The 15,872-nt window shown below is 49.1% G+C and carries 14 protein-coding genes and 2 riboswitches; of the genes, 8 read left to right on the plus strand and 6 right to left on the minus strand.

Annotation, left to right across the window (positions count from 1 at the left end; all coding sequences use genetic code 11):
* Positions 1 to 27: 27 nt before the first annotated feature.
* Complete coding sequence (locus AC58QD_RS23815; protein WP_497337511.1) at positions 28 to 885, plus strand: aldose epimerase family protein; 858 nt, start codon at positions 28 to 30, stop codon at positions 883 to 885.
* On the opposite strand, the gene AC58QD_RS23820 is transcribed toward AC58QD_RS23815, so the two are convergent.
* The 4 genes from AC58QD_RS23820 to AC58QD_RS23835 all read right to left on the minus strand — a co-directional run bounded on the left by AC58QD_RS23820 (position 862) and on the right by AC58QD_RS23835 (position 4,587).
* Positions 862 to 1,044, minus strand: a complete 183-nt coding sequence (locus tag AC58QD_RS23820) for a hypothetical protein (RefSeq protein WP_497337512.1) — start codon at positions 1,042 to 1,044, stop codon at positions 862 to 864. The two genes, AC58QD_RS23815 and AC58QD_RS23820, sit on opposite strands and share 24 nt — an antisense overlap.
* 3 nt (positions 1,045 to 1,047) lie before the next feature.
* Entirely contained in the window at positions 1,048 to 1,656 is a 609-nt protein-coding gene (locus AC58QD_RS23825) for a superoxide dismutase (RefSeq protein WP_497337513.1), read from the minus strand.
* Positions 1,657 to 1,762: 106 nt separating this feature from the next.
* The gene (locus AC58QD_RS23830; RefSeq protein ID WP_497337514.1) at positions 1,763 to 4,096 is read right to left on the minus strand and encodes a histidine kinase; all 2,334 of its coding nucleotides are present in this window, start codon (positions 4,094 to 4,096) and stop codon (positions 1,763 to 1,765) included.
* Between the two features lie 50 nt (positions 4,097 to 4,146).
* A complete protein-coding gene (locus tag AC58QD_RS23835) occupies positions 4,147 to 4,587 on the minus strand; it encodes a hypothetical protein (protein ID WP_497337515.1) in 441 nt (146 codons plus the stop codon).
* Between the two features lie 410 nt (positions 4,588 to 4,997).
* Positions 4,998 to 5,200, plus strand: a riboswitch (cyclic di-AMP (ydaO/yuaA leader).
* Between the two features lie 86 nt (positions 5,201 to 5,286).
* A riboswitch (cyclic di-AMP (ydaO/yuaA leader) is annotated at positions 5,287 to 5,506 on the plus strand.
* Between the two features lie 118 nt (positions 5,507 to 5,624).
* On the opposite strand from AC58QD_RS23835, the gene AC58QD_RS23840 reads away from it, so the two are divergent.
* The 7 genes from AC58QD_RS23840 (at position 5,625) to AC58QD_RS23870 (ending at position 13,045) form a co-directional block, all read left to right on the plus strand.
* A complete protein-coding gene (locus AC58QD_RS23840) occupies positions 5,625 to 6,029 on the plus strand; it encodes a hypothetical protein (protein WP_497337516.1) in 405 nt (134 codons plus the stop codon).
* 62 nt (positions 6,030 to 6,091) lie between these two features.
* On the plus strand, positions 6,092 to 7,771 hold the full coding sequence (kdpA, locus tag AC58QD_RS23845) for a potassium-transporting ATPase subunit KdpA (RefSeq protein WP_497337517.1): 1,680 nt from the start codon (positions 6,092 to 6,094) through the stop codon (positions 7,769 to 7,771).
* Positions 7,772 to 7,792: 21 nt separating this feature from the next.
* Positions 7,793 to 9,826, plus strand: coding sequence for a potassium-transporting ATPase subunit KdpB (gene kdpB, locus AC58QD_RS23850; protein WP_497337631.1), 2,034 nt, complete (start codon positions 7,793 to 7,795; stop codon positions 9,824 to 9,826).
* 36 nt (positions 9,827 to 9,862) lie between these two features.
* Positions 9,863 to 10,486: a potassium-transporting ATPase subunit KdpC gene (kdpC, locus tag AC58QD_RS23855; RefSeq protein WP_497337518.1), complete on the plus strand. Its 624-nt coding sequence runs from the start codon at positions 9,863 to 9,865 to the stop codon at positions 10,484 to 10,486.
* A gap of 15 nt (positions 10,487 to 10,501) precedes the next feature.
* Positions 10,502 to 10,726 (plus strand): XRE family transcriptional regulator, encoded by a 225-nt coding sequence (locus AC58QD_RS23860; RefSeq protein ID WP_497337519.1) that lies wholly within the window; start codon positions 10,502 to 10,504, stop codon positions 10,724 to 10,726.
* Between the two features lie 200 nt (positions 10,727 to 10,926).
* On the plus strand, positions 10,927 to 11,799 hold the full coding sequence (locus tag AC58QD_RS23865; RefSeq protein WP_497337520.1) for a methyltransferase domain-containing protein: 873 nt from the start codon (positions 10,927 to 10,929) through the stop codon (positions 11,797 to 11,799).
* Positions 11,800 to 11,845: 46 nt separating this feature from the next.
* Complete coding sequence (locus AC58QD_RS23870; protein WP_497337521.1) at positions 11,846 to 13,045, plus strand: MFS transporter; 1,200 nt, start codon at positions 11,846 to 11,848, stop codon at positions 13,043 to 13,045.
* Between the two features lie 387 nt (positions 13,046 to 13,432).
* On the opposite strand, the gene AC58QD_RS23875 is transcribed toward AC58QD_RS23870, so the two are convergent.
* A complete protein-coding gene (locus AC58QD_RS23875; protein ID WP_497337522.1) occupies positions 13,433 to 14,884 on the minus strand; it encodes an aldehyde dehydrogenase family protein in 1,452 nt (483 codons plus the stop codon).
* A gap of 124 nt (positions 14,885 to 15,008) precedes the next feature.
* Complete coding sequence (locus AC58QD_RS23880; RefSeq protein ID WP_497337523.1) at positions 15,009 to 15,803, minus strand: creatininase family protein; 795 nt, start codon at positions 15,801 to 15,803, stop codon at positions 15,009 to 15,011.
* Positions 15,804 to 15,872 lie beyond the last annotated feature (69 nt).

The raw sequence follows: 15,872 nt of genomic DNA on the forward strand, positions 1-15,872 counted from the left end.
GGACAATCAGAGTGGAGGTTATATAATATGGGAAGCAAGTTCCGAGTCATAGAAGTAAAGGAAACGAAGACGAACTCATCATTTGGCATAGCGCCTGAACGCGGCGGGATTATGACAAGCCTGGTCATTGAAGGACGAGAGCTGCTTTTCATGAATCAGGCTACGTTCGAGGATAAGAATACCAACATTCGCGGCGGCAATCCGATCCTGTTCCCCATTAGCGGGCAGCTGGTCCAAGGAGAGTACGAGTGGAATGGCATCAAATACCGCATGAATAGCCACGGTGTTGTGCGTGACATGGTTTGGGAAGTAGTCGATTCTTTGGAAGGTGAGCGGGAAGGCAGAGAGTCATCCATCACTTTAAAAGTAAAAAGCACTCCGGAAACGAAGCAGTCCTATCCGTTTGATTTTGAACTAATCTTTACCTACACACTCGAGAATTCCTTGTTGACCATTCAGCAGGAATATCGGAACACTGGCGATTCGGACATGCCGATGTATCCAGGATTTCATCCGTATTTCCTCTGCAATGATCTCAAGATCGAATATAAGACGGAAGTATCGACCCTGACAGATGGCAAAGGCGGGCAGCTGCAGCCGTTCACCGGTACGGTGGATCTGACCGGCAATGAGGGAACGGTCTGCTTGAATGGGCCGGAGTCTGGCACAATCACGTTCCGCCCTATCGCTGAAGAGCGTCCAGTAACAATGACCTACGGACCTGGATTCAAATACACAATGCTTTGGACTATTCAGGGTCAGCCGTTTATCTGTGTTGAACCATGGATGGCTAAATCAGAAGAAATCTATCGCCAGAAGGAGCTTGTCTGGGTGAAATCCGGTGAAAGCTTGCATACCTTCCTATCGATCGGATTGGAACCGTAACAGATAGCTGTATCCATGCGCTATGCCGAGCAGCAGCAGCAGCGGAGCTTGACGAACGAGCAGAGAGTTGTGCGATTTAGACGATTCGTAGCCAGCTCGAATACCGATAAACAGAAAACAAGCCAATCTCCCAATGAGATTGGCTTGTTCCTTAAGCAAAGATTACTTAGCTGCTTCGTAACGCTTGCCTACTTCGTCCCAGTTCACTACGTTCCAGAAAGCGGCGATGTAGTCAGGGCGCTTGTTCTGATACTTCAGGTAATAAGCATGCTCCCAAACGTCCATGCCAAGAATTGGAGTGCTGCCTTCCATGACCGGGCTGTCTTGGTTAGGAGTGCTGCTTACGGATAATTTACCGTCTTTTACGCTTAACCATGCCCAACCGCTACCGAAACGAGTTGCGCCTGCTTTGGCGAAATCTTCTTTGAACTTGTCGAATCCGCCAAGCTCGTTGGCGATGGCATCAGCCAATGCGCCGGATGGTTGTCCGCCGCCGTTAGGACCGATAACTTCCCAGAACAAGGAGTGGTTAGCGTGTCCGCCGCCATTGTTGCGAACAGCTGCGCGGATGTTCTCAGGTACGCTGTTCAGATCAGCGATCAGCTCGTCGATGCTCTTAGCTTGAAGCTCAGCATGACCTTCAAGAGCTGCATTCAAGTTCGTAACATAAGCGTTGTGGTGACGATCGTGGTGGATCATCATCGTTTGTTCGTCGATATGAGGCTCCAGTGCGTTGTTGGCGTAAGGGAGTGCTGGTAATTGATGTGCCATTGGGTGATTACCTCCTAATAGTTATGTAGATTACTTATTTATTATCCCCTATTCGGGGTCATAAATCAACATCTTCAACACTTATGTTTGTAAAGTCCAGTGTTGGCTACTTGGGCTCGATCGTTAATTGTTGATTGAAGTCGGCCACGATCAGCATGTCGATATGGCGAGCCTTGCGCAGCAAATGATGGACTACAGAAGAACGTCGCAGTGACCACCACTTAGGCTTAAGAGGCTGTCCCACTATAAGCTGTGTTGCCTTGAATTGTGTTGTGTGTTGCACGATTACGTCCGGGACTTGACTGCGATTCTTGACCTGCATCGCCATGAAAATCCCGCCTAAACGTTCGGTCAAATCTCGAATGGCGGCTAGCTTCTTTTTGGACTCCGCTGTTTTGGAGCGTCCATCATCCGTATAGGCTACATACCAAGTGGCCTTCAATCGATGAGCGATTCGGAAGCCTCTCCGAATTAATTTCTCAGAGTGTGCATTCAGATTCACACATACGAATATGACTTCTTTTCTCCGCCAAGGTCCCCGCAAAGCGTTTTTACGCTGCCACGCCTCCAACCGTTCATCCACATCGTCTGCGATTTCGCGCAGGGCTAGCTCTCGAAGCGCGATCAGGTTGCCGATCTTGAAGAAGGCCCCGAGCGCTTGATTCACTTTTTCTAAAGCGTATATTCGCCCTTCCCGCATACGCTGCTGCAGCGACTGAGGGGTAATGTCAATCAACTCTACTTCGTCAGCCATTCTTAACATGTAATCCGGCACCGTTTCTCTCACACGAATGCCTGTTATTTGCTCAACAGCATCATTCAAGCTCTCCAGATGCTGCACATTCACAGTCGCGATAACTGAGATACCAGCTTCCAAAATGCGGATAACATCCTCGAATCGTTTTTTAGTATGCCATCCCGGGATATTAGTATGCGCCAGCTCATCGATAAGGACGACTTCTGGATCGCGGGCGATAATGGCATCGGTGTCCATTTCTTCAAGCTCAACGCCTTGATAAATCACGGTTGCCCGTGCAATCTGAGCCAATTGTCCGACTTGATCAGCCGTCTCTTCTCGGCCATGTGTTTCCAATAGTCCAATGACTACGTCTATCCCTTTGCCCAACAGGGCGTTTCCTTCTCTCAGCATCGCATAGGTTTTGCCCACACCTGGAGCTGCCCCTATGAGAATTTTAAAATGCCCTCTAGTGATTTCATTGATCTTATGTTCTACTTCTACAGTGGACAGTCTGCGAAAAAGTCCAGCTTCCTTCGGAGGGGCGACCTTGGCGGGAAGAATACGTTCGCCTTCGCGCAGAGCACTATCTGCAACCAGAAAAATATCGATATTATGTGCTCTTCGGAGCAGCTTATTACCAATTGATCCTTGCAGCAATTCCTGCCAACGAGACTGCCTCGAATGCCCCAGAACGATCCTTGTTGCATGATGCTCAAGCGCATAACGAAGCAACACAGAAGGAAGCAGTCGTCTTGAAGGGAAAGGGAGCTCTTCGTACTCGGCTTGTACTTTATCGACCAACCTGAGGATGGATCTCTTGAAAGCAGCCATTTCAGCAGACAATTCACGATTCGGACGGACAAAAGTAACAACCAGCAATTCTGCATTCAGTCTTCTGGCGATTTGCTGTCCGCGGCGAATATATATAGAGCTGTTCCAATGATATTGCACCGATACAAGAATGCGTTCCGATGCTCCTGATGGACCGACAAGTCCGAGCTCCTCGCGATACTTTACAAGCGAATCATTCACATCCTCAGCTACCAGACGAAGCGCCAGCTCTCTTAGGACCGCCAGATTCCCTCTCTGGAACAAGGCGCTGCTCCGATTGCTCGTAACGTTCCCTTCCTCCACGCGCTTGAGCAGTGTTTCAGGAGATACATCTATCAATCGGACTTCATCAGCCAACTCCAACGTATCAATAGGTACTGTACATTCTGCTTGTACGCCTGTCCATTCCTTCGCAAGGGAGTCTACACCGGCCAACTCATATACATTAATAGTCGTAATTATGCTAATGCCGTGACCGAGCAAAAAACGGATATCTTGGAGACGTGTTGCGAACTGGGCCTGCTTCCGGTTCCGATGAGCGAGACTATCTACGAGAACGGCTTCGGGGTTGCGCACAAGCAGCTCGTCCAGGTTGAGATCCTTCCGTTCGATGTCTCCGTCCATCCAACGTATGCTAGGAACTCTCTCCAGATCAGCCAGTTGTTCAACTGTTTCCGGCCGCCGTGAAGTAGACACCGCACAGATCACGACATCAATGCCCTCCCGCTTCAATTGCTGACCTTCGCGCAGCATATGATAAGTTTTGCCAGAACCGCTGACTGCGCCGATAATAATTTTCAATTTTCCCTGATGCAGCTTGGAGATGGAATGTAGAATTTCTTCTGGCGTTTTCCGCTTGAATGGGTCCATCGCGAGATTGTTCACTTCCTATAAATAGGCTATATCTACATTGTGTCCCATCAGAATGAATAATAGGACTGGGATTGCTCGATCAAATAATGGCGTGATAAGGGAGAACGATCCGTCTCTTGAATGGCGCTGTATTCCGGATTCTGGATCTGCCAAGCAAGATGGAACAAAGCAGATTGAGCCAACTGACACCGTTCTGCGCCCCAGCTCATTTCCTTGTCTCTAATATGAAGAAGGCATTCTGACAAGCATAACCCCTTCAGATCGACGAATACCCCGCCCCATCGAACGAGATTAATCGGGCTGCTGCCCTCAGGCAGAACACATTCTCCCCAACCATTAACACCGCCGCTAGTTATTTTTAACATACAGCTTTTATATTCAAATAGAAAGAGTTCCATGGTGCTAATTCTGCGGATGGAAGGGGTTTGATGAATAAAATGGATGTTAGCGATAGGATCCAGATAGGGATCAACAGATTCTGCAAGCATTCCTTAGTCACACTCCTAGTCCGATTTAAGGTCATATGAATTCATATAAACATAATCAACAAACATGAAGCAGGGTCAAGAAATTGTAAATTAATGTGAATCTTACGCTCAGGGATAAGCAAAGTAAAACCTCAATGAAGGTGATACAGAGTCAATTTCGGGATAATTTGCGGAATGAAAGCGAAATCAATTCGGAATGGCTTTGAATATAAGGCGGTTCCTTGCGATTGCTAGTTATTTCATAAAAGGAATAATATCAGGAGAAATAGAGACTTATATAGAGAATTACGGAGATAAATGGGTGTATGGTCCCTATAAAAGTCTGGAATGGTTTATTTTCAAAATCAGCTATTCTTTACACTGGAACGGCTCAGGCGTATGATACGTCTCATGATTCATAGCGAAAGTTTTATTGTGAATCGCTGAAATTCCTGCACGTCAGGAATACGGGGGAACCAATATAAGCGATGTCTGGACGGTGTGAGAGCCGTTATAGGCATGGCATGGGGTGAATCTCGAGGGACAAGGAACCATGAATCCTGTAACTCGAGTAGGGCGACTCTCACCGTCCGAATCCGACAGCTAACCTCGTAAGCAGATGTAGAGAGGATGATGAAGCTTGTGATCGGCTAATGCGACCACGGGGCTTACGCCTCTGTGGTTTTTTGGTGTGAAGTTAATTGAAGTAAATGAAGTGAAATGAATGAATCGCTGAGTCCTTGAATGGAAAAGGAACGGGGGAACCAACAGGTAGCCTGAGCTCGTATCGCAGCAAGATCGTGCAGAGTGAACGTGCTCCCAGGGGTGAATCTCAAGCATGAAAGCAGCCTTTAGTGATAGGTTCGCTTCCTAGATGAGTAGGGCAACTCTCAAGCCCGAATCCGACAGCTAACCTCGTAAGCGTATTGAGAGAGGAAACGATTGTCGTGGCAAGGCACGGTCTGTTTGGCTGTGCATGAATGAAGCCGCGAGAAGAGTTCACCTCTTCCGCAGGCTTCTTTTTTGTTGCCTTAAAAGTGTACAGGAGGAAACTAAGAATGGGATCACAGACGGAAAGAATACTCATTTCTGCACCGAACAAAGCGGGAGAAGTATTTGTACGTGAAGTAATGCGAATGAAGCTTCCATTTGCTCTATTGGTCAACAATAAAGCCGAAAGGGATAAATATAAGGAAATTGGGGCAAAAGATTGGATATTGCTGGACACAATTGACCAATCGACCTGGAGTCTTCCTGATTTTCCTGTCGGGAAAGTGTTCCTCTTCGAAACAAGCCAAACCTTGTGCTGTCGGTATATCCAGATATGTCGGACATGGACTGCGAAGCCAATCTATGTGATTACACTGGAGAGTCGTCCTCGGCTTATATACAAAGGGCTAGGAGCAACTTATGTCATTCATACGCATAGTAATGAGGTTTCATTTCTGACAGAAACGCTGTAGGGCATGAAGGAAATGAAGGAGTCGCTGAGTAATAGCGTCCCTTGGGAGGAGTTTTGTTAGCGATGGGGATTATACAAATGGGTATTGTCATTGTGTTGCTTGTTCTGCTTGTTAAGCCGCTCGGATCTTATCTGTTCCATGTGTTCTCGAATGAGACGAACCGAACGGACCGCTGGTTCAACTGGTTGGAGAGACCGATCTATTCAATCATTGGACTCAGAGAACGTAAGGGCATGACATGGAAGACATACGCAATTAGTTTCATAGGCATGAACATTGTTTTGATGGTGGTTAGTTATCTTATTCTCAGGCTGCAAGGGAACCTGCCTCTCAATCCGAATGGAATTGCCGGTATGGGAAACTCGCTTACGTTCAATACGGTGATCAGCTTTATGACCAACACGAATCTTCAGCATTATAGCGGGGAAACGGGCTTGTCTTATTTCTCGCAGATCGCGGTCATAACGATGATGATGTTTACTTCTGCTGCTACAGGCTTGTGTGTTGCGATCGCTTTTATTAGAGGAATCACCAACAAGGGACATACAATAGGGAATTTCTTCGAGGATTTCGTGAAGGCTCATACAAGGGTGTTTCTTCCGCTGGCTTTTGTCGTGACAATTGCTTTAGTTGCCCTGCAAGTCCCGCAAACGTTGAAACCTACCTTGTCAGCAACGACTCTGGAAGGCGCGGTGCAACAAATTGCTATAGGGCCGGTAGCGTCACTCGAATCGATCAAACATTTGGGTACGAACGGGGGAGGTTTCTTCGGAGCGAACTCCGCTCATCCCTATGAGAATCCGAATCCGATTACGAATGTCATTGAGATTTTATCCATGTGGTGTTTGGCTGCTGCGCTTCCTTATACATTCGGAATGTTCGCTAAGAACCGCAAGCAGGGCTGGGTTATTTTCTCGGCGATGATGATTCTGTTCATTGGGTTCTTATCACTTAACTATGCCGCAGAATCGAGCGGGAATCCAGTTATGAACCGGCTAGGTATAGACGCATCGCAAGGCAGTATGGAAGGCAAAGAAGTCCGCTTCGGCATCGCCCAGTCCGCACTATTTACAACGGTAACTACTGCAGCGACTACAGGAACAGTCAATAATATGCATGATACCTTGACTCCGCTTGGCAGTATCACTCCTTTTGCATTAATGATGCTTAACTGTGTATTTGGGGGTAAAGGCGTCGGCCTAGTCAATATGCTCATGTATGCGATTCTAGCCGTATTCCTGGCTGGATTGATGGTTGGTCGGACACCCGAATTTCTCGGTAGGAAGATCGAAGCACGCGAGATGAAGCTGATTGCAGCAGCTATTCTGGTCCATCCTTTGATCATATTAGCGCCGACTGCATTGGCTCTTGTTAGTGAACTAGGTACGGTTGCAATTACGAATCCTTCTTTTCACGGGATCTCGCAGGTGTTGTACGAATTTACATCGTCTGCGGCCAATAATGGATCCGGGTTCGAAGGACTAGCAGATAATACGCCTTTCTGGAATATATCAACGGGTATCGTAATGCTGCTTGGCCGGTATGCTTCGATGGTGCTCATGCTGGCTGTGTGCGGCTCTATGCTTCGGAAACAGTGGGTTCCTGAGACGATAGGCACTTTTAGGACCGATAATCGCTTATTCGTAGGCATTCTGGTGGGAACGGTTCTAATCATAGGCGCGTTGACGTTCTTGCCTGTTATTGTATTGGGGCCGATTGCTGAGCATTTGACGATTCGTTAAGCGTGGAGAAAGGTGGAGAACATTGTGGATACGAATAAAAAGAAATTGCTGTCAGGCGATATCGTCCGAAATGCAATTAAGGACAGCTTCATCAAGCTGAATCCTGTTGCCATGTTCAAAAATCCAGTTATGTTCGTGGTGGAAGCCGGTACGTTTATTGTTCTAGTTATGACTATATTCCCGGGTTACTTCGGAACAGAGCACAGGCTGGGCTTTAATATCTTTGTGTTTCTGATCTTGCTTTTCACTCTTTTGTTCGCGAACTTCGCTGAGGCGCTGGCTGAGGGCAGAGGAAAGGCCCAGGCGGATTCTTTGAAAAAAAGCAAACGTGAGATCACTGCCAATAAAGTTGTAAGCTCTGGAGTGAAACAGGTTCCTTCTACGGAGCTTCGTAAAGGCGATCTGGTAGTTGTCTCTCAAGGAGAAATGATCCCAGGCGATGGAGATGTCGTGGAAGGCTTGGCATCGGTGGATGAATCAGCCATTACAGGCGAGTCTGCCCCGGTGATAAAAGAAGCAGGAGGAGACTTCTCCTCCGTTACGGGCGGTACGCGTGTTGTCAGTGATCAGATCAAAATCCGCATCACGAGTGATCCGGGTGAGTCTTTTATTGATCGGATGATATCGTTAGTTGAAGGCTCCAAGAGGCAAAAGACACCTAATGAGATTGCTCTGAACACCTTATTAATCAGTCTCACGGTGATCTTCCTTATCGTTGTAGCAACATTAGCCCCAATTGCCAGTTATGTCGGTGTAGAGCTGGAGGTTCCTGTTTTGATTGCCTTGCTGGTCTGCCTGATTCCTACAACGATTGGAGGCTTGTTGTCAGCGATTGGAATAGCGGGGATGGATCGTGTGACTCAGTTTAATGTACTCGCTATGTCTGGGAAAGCGGTCGAAGCGGCGGGTGATATTAACACCATGATTCTGGATAAAACGGGAACGATCACATTCGGCAATCGGATGGCTAGTGAATTCGTCCCAGTCGGGTCGGAGACGGTTAATACGGTTGCCCAGTGGGCGGCGATCAGCTCGGTTAAGGATGAGACACCGGAAGGACGCTCTGTGCTGGAGCTGCTGAAGAAACAGGAGAGCAGTTATGATAGTACGCTCGCTGAAGGCGGTGAGTTCGTAGAGTTCAAGGCCGAAACCAGGATGAGCGGGATCAACCTGACGGATGGACGCAAAGTGCGTAAGGGTGCTGTGGATGCCGTGAGAAAGTGGGTTCTGGCACAGGGCGGCGAAGTTCCGTCTGATCTCGAGACGAAGGGAAACGCCATTGCATCGGAAGGCGGTACGCCGCTTGCTGTAGCAGTAGATGGATCAATTGTAGGGCTTATTTATTTGAAGGATACTGTTAAGCCTGGGATGAAGGAACGATTCGAGCAGCTTCGCAAAATGGGTATCAAAACTGTGATGTGTACGGGAGACAACCCGTTGACAGCAGCGACAATAGCCCGCGAAGCGGGAGTGGATGACTTTATCGCGGAGAGCAAGCCGGAGGATAAGATTGCCGTCATTCGCCGCGAGCAGGCGGAAGGGAAGCTGGTAGCTATGACCGGCGATGGCACGAATGATGCCCCGGCACTAGCCCAGGCGGATGTGGGGCTGGCAATGAATAGCGGTACGACCGCAGCCAAGGAAGCCGCTAACATGGTGGACCTGGACTCTGATCCGTCCAAGATTATTGAGGTCGTCGCGATTGGCAAGCAGCTGCTTATGACGCGCGGTGCCTTGACTACCTTCAGTATCGCTAACGATGTCGCGAAATACTTCGCGATCATTCCCGCGATGTTCACGCTGGCCATCCCGCAGATGGAGGCGTTGAACATCATGAAGCTCGGCTCGCCGCTATCGGCGATTCTATCGGCGTTGATCTTCAATGCCATCATTATTCCGTTGTTGATTCCGCTCGCGATGCGGGGCGTGGCTTATAAACCGATGAGCTCGGTCAAGCTGCTGCAGCGGAACATCCTGATCTATGGCCTTGGCGGGGTAATCGTGCCTTTTATCGGGATTAAAGCCATTGATCTTGCCGTTCATGTGTGGATCTAGGCTGGAGAAAGAGATGGAGAAGGAGGATGTGTTGGTATGAACGCAGATGGAACAAAAGATAAAGATCAAGATATAGATAACTCGGCGAGGTTTTCGCTTGGTGTAGTGCTTCGAGTGAGCTTGGTGTTTCTGGTGTTGTGCGGAATCATATACCCGCTTGTGAGCACAGGGTTGGCTCAGTTGCTGATGCCGGGTAAAGCGAATGGCAGCCTGATCGAGAACAGCGTGGGTGAGGTAATCGGCTCGGAACTGATCGGGCAATCCTTCACAGACCCGAAGTACTTCCATGGCCGGGTATCGAGTATTGAGTATAAAGCCGAAGCATCAGGCTCGAACAACTATGCTCCGTCGAATCCAGATATGCTGGAGAGGACGAAGGAGTCGATCGAGGCGTGGAAGAAGAATAATCCGGATGTTCCCGTTAGCGAGCTTCCGATCGATCTGATCACGAATTCGGGATCCGGTCTTGACCCTCACATTACCCCGCAGTCGGCTATGGTCCAGATTCCGCGGATCAGTAAGCTGACAGGGTTGTCAACTGCAGCCCTAGAGCAGCTTGTTGAGGAGCAGACAGAAGGCCGAAGCTTGGGTGTGTTCGGAGAGCCGCGGGTGAACGTGCTTAAGCTGAACTTGGCATTAGTAGATTTAGTGAAGGGATAAGGGAGGTGGTGAACCATGAAATATGAACTAGGTCGTTGTCTTCTTCACGAGCGTTTGATTGAATCTGGCCAGACAAAGGAACAGCTCGCGCAAACATTGCTGTATAAACCCGAGCGGCTTTCTGACTTTATGGAGAACAAACGAGTCATGCCTTTGCAAGTTGCCATTTCCATCGCTGGGACGATCGGTTGTGATGTACGGGATCTATATGAACTAATTCCGACTACAGGGATTCAGTGAAAATACGATTCGGTACTTAGGTCTATTGAAGTCGGGAATGAGCATTTGCTCCTTGTCGACTTTTTTGCATACCTAACAAGATACAAGGGGAGCCTGACAAACAATGGAGAAATGACTGTAATGGTTTTTTACCTGTTGCGATTAGGCGAGATCAGGTACAATATGTCCACATAGCTTACACTAATAAAGGAGAGTGCGTAGTGGACGACTATTATTGGGATACGAAAATCGAATATTTACGCCATTCGAGAGATTTATTTTACAACGACGACTATCTTGAGTTTCTAGTAAAGTCAGTATGGAAAATCGCAACCCCAGTACATATGATTGACTTTGGATGTGGCTATGGCTATTTGGGATTAAAGCTATTACCGTTATTGCCTAAAGGTTCCAAATATACAGGCGTTGATTTGGGGGTCAAACTCCTTGATGAAGCTAGAAAACTGTTCAAGCCCCTACCTTATAACACCGAATTTATTCAAGCCAATATTCATGAGATTGATTTAGAGCGAAAATATGATATCGCCCTATGCCATGCTTTTCTGCTGCATGTTCCGAATCCGTTGGATATATTAAATAAAATGATTGATTGTGTAGTTGATGAAGGAAGGATCATTACCTTTGAACCTCATTGGATAGCAAATATGGCGAATTTTCACTTGCATGGCCACGACCAATCTCAAATTGTCCAACTGGGGTTCCTTCAAAAACTATACGAACAAGATGCGAAACGAAGTGGAAAAGATGGTAACATCGGAATGAAACTACCCATCTATTTCAGTCAATTAGGGTTGAAAGACATCCAATGCAGGGTTACCGATAAGGTTAATTTTCTTCATCCTGATTTGGATATTGAGAACAAAAATAAGTTGTATAACTCTTTACGACAAAGTCCTCCTGGCGACGAACGCGAAGTGTTCATTAGTAATTTGATGGATCGAGGAGCCAGTTACCAGGAAGCATTAGATGAGTATGAAACGGAAAGCTTAATAGCGAATCAACTAACTGTGGATTCATTTTTCACTTACGCTTCCAATATGAAAATCACTTTTGGTAAGGTAGCTAGGGTATAATGAGGAAAATCAGGACAATTGTCATCGCAAGGAGAGTGCAAAAGGATTGTCATCACGCGTTATTGCTCCAGCTACTCTTTCTTTCCGTTATCGTTTAATCACTTTGCTTCTGGTCGTCGTAGTCGCGGGCATGAGCCAGGGGCTGCTGCTGCCGCTGTTGTCAATCATGCTGGAGGACTCTGGCGTCTCATCGGATATGAACGGCATTAATTCGGCAGCCATGTATATCGGGATCTTCTGCACGATGTTCTTCGTGGAGAAGCCGGTCATGCGCTTTGGTTACAAAAAAGTCATTCTAGCAGGCATCACGTTAGTCACGCTGGTCACCCTGCTCTTCCCGTTCACCCAATCGATGGCCGTCTGGTTCGTTTTGCGGCTGCTGGTCGGCGTGGGTGACAGCTCGCTCCATTATGCGACCCAGCTATGGATTGTAAGCTCAAGCCCTGCGAATCAGCGAGGAAAAAATATATCCTTGTACGGCATGGCCTACGGCCTCGGCTTCAGCTTGGGACCGCTTGGCATTAATCTGCTTCCACTCGGAAGAGCAGTTCCGTTCCTTGTCTCCTGTCTGTTCTTCGTCACTGTGCTGCTGCTCGTGCTGCGTATGAAGAATGAGATGCCCGAGCGGGCTGCAAGGGGAGCCGCAATCGAGAATCGGTTCGTAACAACGTATCGCGTCGCGTGGTTCGTACTCATACCAAGCTTCCTGTATGGATTGATGGAAGCTTCCATGAACAGCAGCTTCCCACTGTACGGCTTGCGCATTGAGCTGAGTCAGCATTGGATATCGCTTCTGCTATTGGCATTCGGTGTAGGGAGTCTGATCCTGCAGCTGCCGCTTGGTATCTTGAGTGACCGGATCGGGCGGAAGCCGGTACTGATCGCCTGTGGAGTAGTAGGCTCGCTTGCTTTCTTCGCGATACCTGCCGCTGGAGGCAATGTCGCGCTGTTGTGCGTGACATTCGCTATAGCCGGCGGCATGGTGGGATCGTTCTATTCCTTGGGACTCGCTTATGCGGCGGATATTTTACCCCGGGCAATATTGCCTGCGGCGAATGTCATTGCCTCCATCCACTTCAGCATTGGAAGTATCATGGGACCTACACTCGGCGGATACGGCATCCGCTATGTATCTGTGAATAGCATTTTTCTGTTCTTGGGCGCCGCATTCCTGGCTTTTGCGCTGCTCGGCCTCGGATTTCGCCCGAAAGGCCAAACGGAACAGATCGTTCATCAAGAACCTTAAATTCTGCAGGTTTTGCAGCTGAGCACAGAGAGCTAACTGCAAAACCTGCAGTTAATTCTCTCCAAACGATATGACAAATAATAATAACTGTAAAACCTACAGTAAATTATCAGCGGTTTGCCGAAATGAGCAAGTTTTCACAGAATTAACGTTAGGAAATGCAGTTATTTTGGTAAAATGCCTCGAACCAAGAAAATTAGCTGCAGCTTTTGCAGTTAGTAGAGATCCGCGTCCCTTAATCTGCCAAGAAAGCTGGATTGCGGGTTCCCCTGGATACCGAAACTAGCGAAGGTTGCGGCGGTTGACAGCTTTTCTTCATATGAAAAAACAAACATCCCGATCCACCAATAAAGTGGTTCGGGATGTTTCGCGTTCAAAGTATTCTAATTAGCTTAAGGGAGCAGGCCGATCCATGTAAATGGTTTTCACTTGGGTGAAAAATTCTCGAGCTGACTTGCCCTGCTCGCGTGAACTGGAGCTGGATTCCTTCATCCCGCCGAACGGGACATGCGGTTCCGCACCTGCCGTCTCCGAGTTGACGTGCACGATGCCGCATTCAACCTCGTCGACGTAGCGCAGCGCTTTGCCCAGGTCGCGGGTGAATACCGCTGTGCTCAGACCGAAGCTGCTGCGGTTGACGAGTGCCAGTGCTTCATCCATGCTCGCGGCTGGAATGACGGAGACTAAGGGACCGAATATCTCTTCGGTTGCGAGCCTGCTGTCCGGGTTCACATTCGTGAAGACCGTGGGAGATACGAAGAAACCGGATGAGTCCAGGGAAGTGCCGCCGGTTACGAGCTGGGCGCCTTCCTGCCCGCCAATCTTCACGTAATCCAACACAGTTTGCAGTTGATCAGCGGAAGCCAAGGGGCCCATATAGGTTTGCGGATCAAGCGGATCGCCAACTTGCAAGGCGCGGCAGCGCTCTGCAAGCGCCTCGGTGAAGGCTCCGACTAGCGGAGCTTCAACGATTACCCGGCTTGTCGCGGTGCATTTTTGACCGGTCGAGCGCATGGCTCCGCGAATCGTCATTTCAACTGCAAGCTCGAGATCGGCGTCTGCCAGGACAACGACGGCATTCTTGCCGCCCATCTCAAGCTGATATTTGGCGCCTCGAGCGGCACAGCCCATTCCGATATTGCGGCCCACGCCGTTGGAGCCGGTGAAGGAGATGGCGCGAACTTGGGTGTCCGCCACCAATGCTGCTCCCAGTACGGAACCGCGTCCGAAGACTACGTTCAACACACCTTTCGGGACTCCTGCATCTACAAGCGCCTGTGTCAGATGGAAAGCTGTCATCGGTGTAAGGTCAGCAGGCTTCCATACAACGGTGTTGCCATATGCGAGTGCAGGAGCGATCTTCCATGCAGGTATGGCGATAGGGAAGTTCCACGGAGTAATAACGCCAACTACACCTACGGGCTCGCGGCGGGTATAGAGCAGAGTAGTAGGGTCTTGCGCGGCATACACTTCACCTGTCTCCTGGCGGGCTTCGCCGGCATAGTAGCGCAGGATTGCGGCTGCGCGAAGTGTCTCACCCTTGGCCTCGGCCAATGTTTTGCCTTCTTCCAGAGTGAGATCGCGTGCGATGGTATCGACTCGGGAAGTGAGGATGTCCGCTGCGCGGTACATGATATCTCCACGAGCTACTATACTCATGCTGCGCCATTTAGGATAAGCGGTTGCTGCGGAAGCCACAGCGTCCTGCAGGTCGTGCCCATCGCTCTCGGGAAATTGACCGAGCACTTCTGAGCTCCGGCTAGGATTAGTATCCGGACGCAGCTTCCCGGAGCGGGCAGGTGCCCATCTGCCATCAATAAGGTTATGGTAAGATTCCATTCGTATTTCTCCCTTCAATGTTGTTCAGTATATTGAACTTAAGTACAGAAAATAACATACCCAAACGATACCATGGGAGTCCACGCCTGACAAGAGCTTTAAGCTGATAAAAGTCGCGCTTCGTCTATGGCAACAATGTCCGGTGGAAGCGTACCAACTCCCCGGCCACCTTGCTGCTAATCAGTTCAAGCAGCTTCCGGCCGCTCTCTGCGTTTGCAGGGCCCGCATCGTCGCTGTAACCGTCGATAGCAGCCCAGCTGCCGTGGCGCTGAATTATAGTTCCAGCAGAAGGATCCGTCGGCGTCTCCGGCAGCGGCCGTTTGTTAGGCAGGGGAAGCAGATCGGTGCGGACAAGCTCGGGACGCATGGCTAGCATGAGGGAGGTTTCGAACCCTCCGGCATGCCCAGGCACCATACCCAGACTGGCTGCTCGCCCCTCATTCACCATAGCGTCCCAAGCGATCGTCCAGTAAGATGCGGCGCCAGCCACCACCGGATGGCGCAGGGCAAGCTCGCGCGCCGCCAGTCGAACACACTCCTCGTTGCCTCCGTGGCTGTTAAGCAGGAAGATGTGGCGGAACCCACTGCTTACAAGCGAGTCAGTCAGTTCGTGAAGAACTTGAATTAATGTAGACGTGGATAATGACATGGCACCGGGATAAATAAGATGATGTTGCGAAGCTCCGTATGTAACCACGGGACATACAAGAATCGGGATTTCCTGACTGGCCTCCGCAGCGGCGGCGAGTGAAATGTTCTCTGCAATCAAGGAGTCTACCAGTACGGGAAGATGCGGTCCGTGCTGTTCAATAGCGGCCACCGGCAATACTACTGTTGCCTCAGGTGCCCACTCTCCAAGCTCAGTTCGGGTTAATTCGTGGAAACGCATACTTCTAGGTCTGTGGCTAGACGAGCTCATAGGAATTCTCCTTTACACTATAATTACTCTATATTATACTTTGAACTATCAATAATTTGAAGTGGATTT

Source organism: Paenibacillus sp. J2R1T-4, from assembly GCF_059692235.1.

Coding starts and splice junctions, on each gene's coding strand:
- AC58QD_RS23815 (WP_497337511.1), top strand. CDS start 28: ATGGGAAGCAAGTTCCGAGTCATAGAAGTAAAGGAAACGAAGACGAAC.
- AC58QD_RS23825 (WP_497337513.1), bottom strand. CDS start 1,656: ATGGCACATCAATTACCAGCACTCCCTTACGCCAACAACGCACTGGAG.
- AC58QD_RS23830 (WP_497337514.1), bottom strand. CDS start 4,096: ATGGACCCATTCAAGCGGAAAACGCCAGAAGAAATTCTACATTCCATC.
- AC58QD_RS23835 (WP_497337515.1), bottom strand. CDS start 4,587: ATGCTTGCAGAATCTGTTGATCCCTATCTGGATCCTATCGCTAACATC.
- AC58QD_RS23840 (WP_497337516.1), top strand. CDS start 5,625: ATGGGATCACAGACGGAAAGAATACTCATTTCTGCACCGAACAAAGCG.
- kdpA (WP_497337517.1), top strand. CDS start 6,092: ATGGGGATTATACAAATGGGTATTGTCATTGTGTTGCTTGTTCTGCTT.
- kdpC (WP_497337518.1), top strand. CDS start 9,863: ATGAACGCAGATGGAACAAAAGATAAAGATCAAGATATAGATAACTCG.
- AC58QD_RS23860 (WP_497337519.1), top strand. CDS start 10,502: ATGAAATATGAACTAGGTCGTTGTCTTCTTCACGAGCGTTTGATTGAA.
- AC58QD_RS23875 (WP_497337522.1), bottom strand. CDS start 14,884: ATGGAATCTTACCATAACCTTATTGATGGCAGATGGGCACCTGCCCGC.
- AC58QD_RS23880 (WP_497337523.1), bottom strand. CDS start 15,803: ATGAGCTCGTCTAGCCACAGACCTAGAAGTATGCGTTTCCACGAATTA.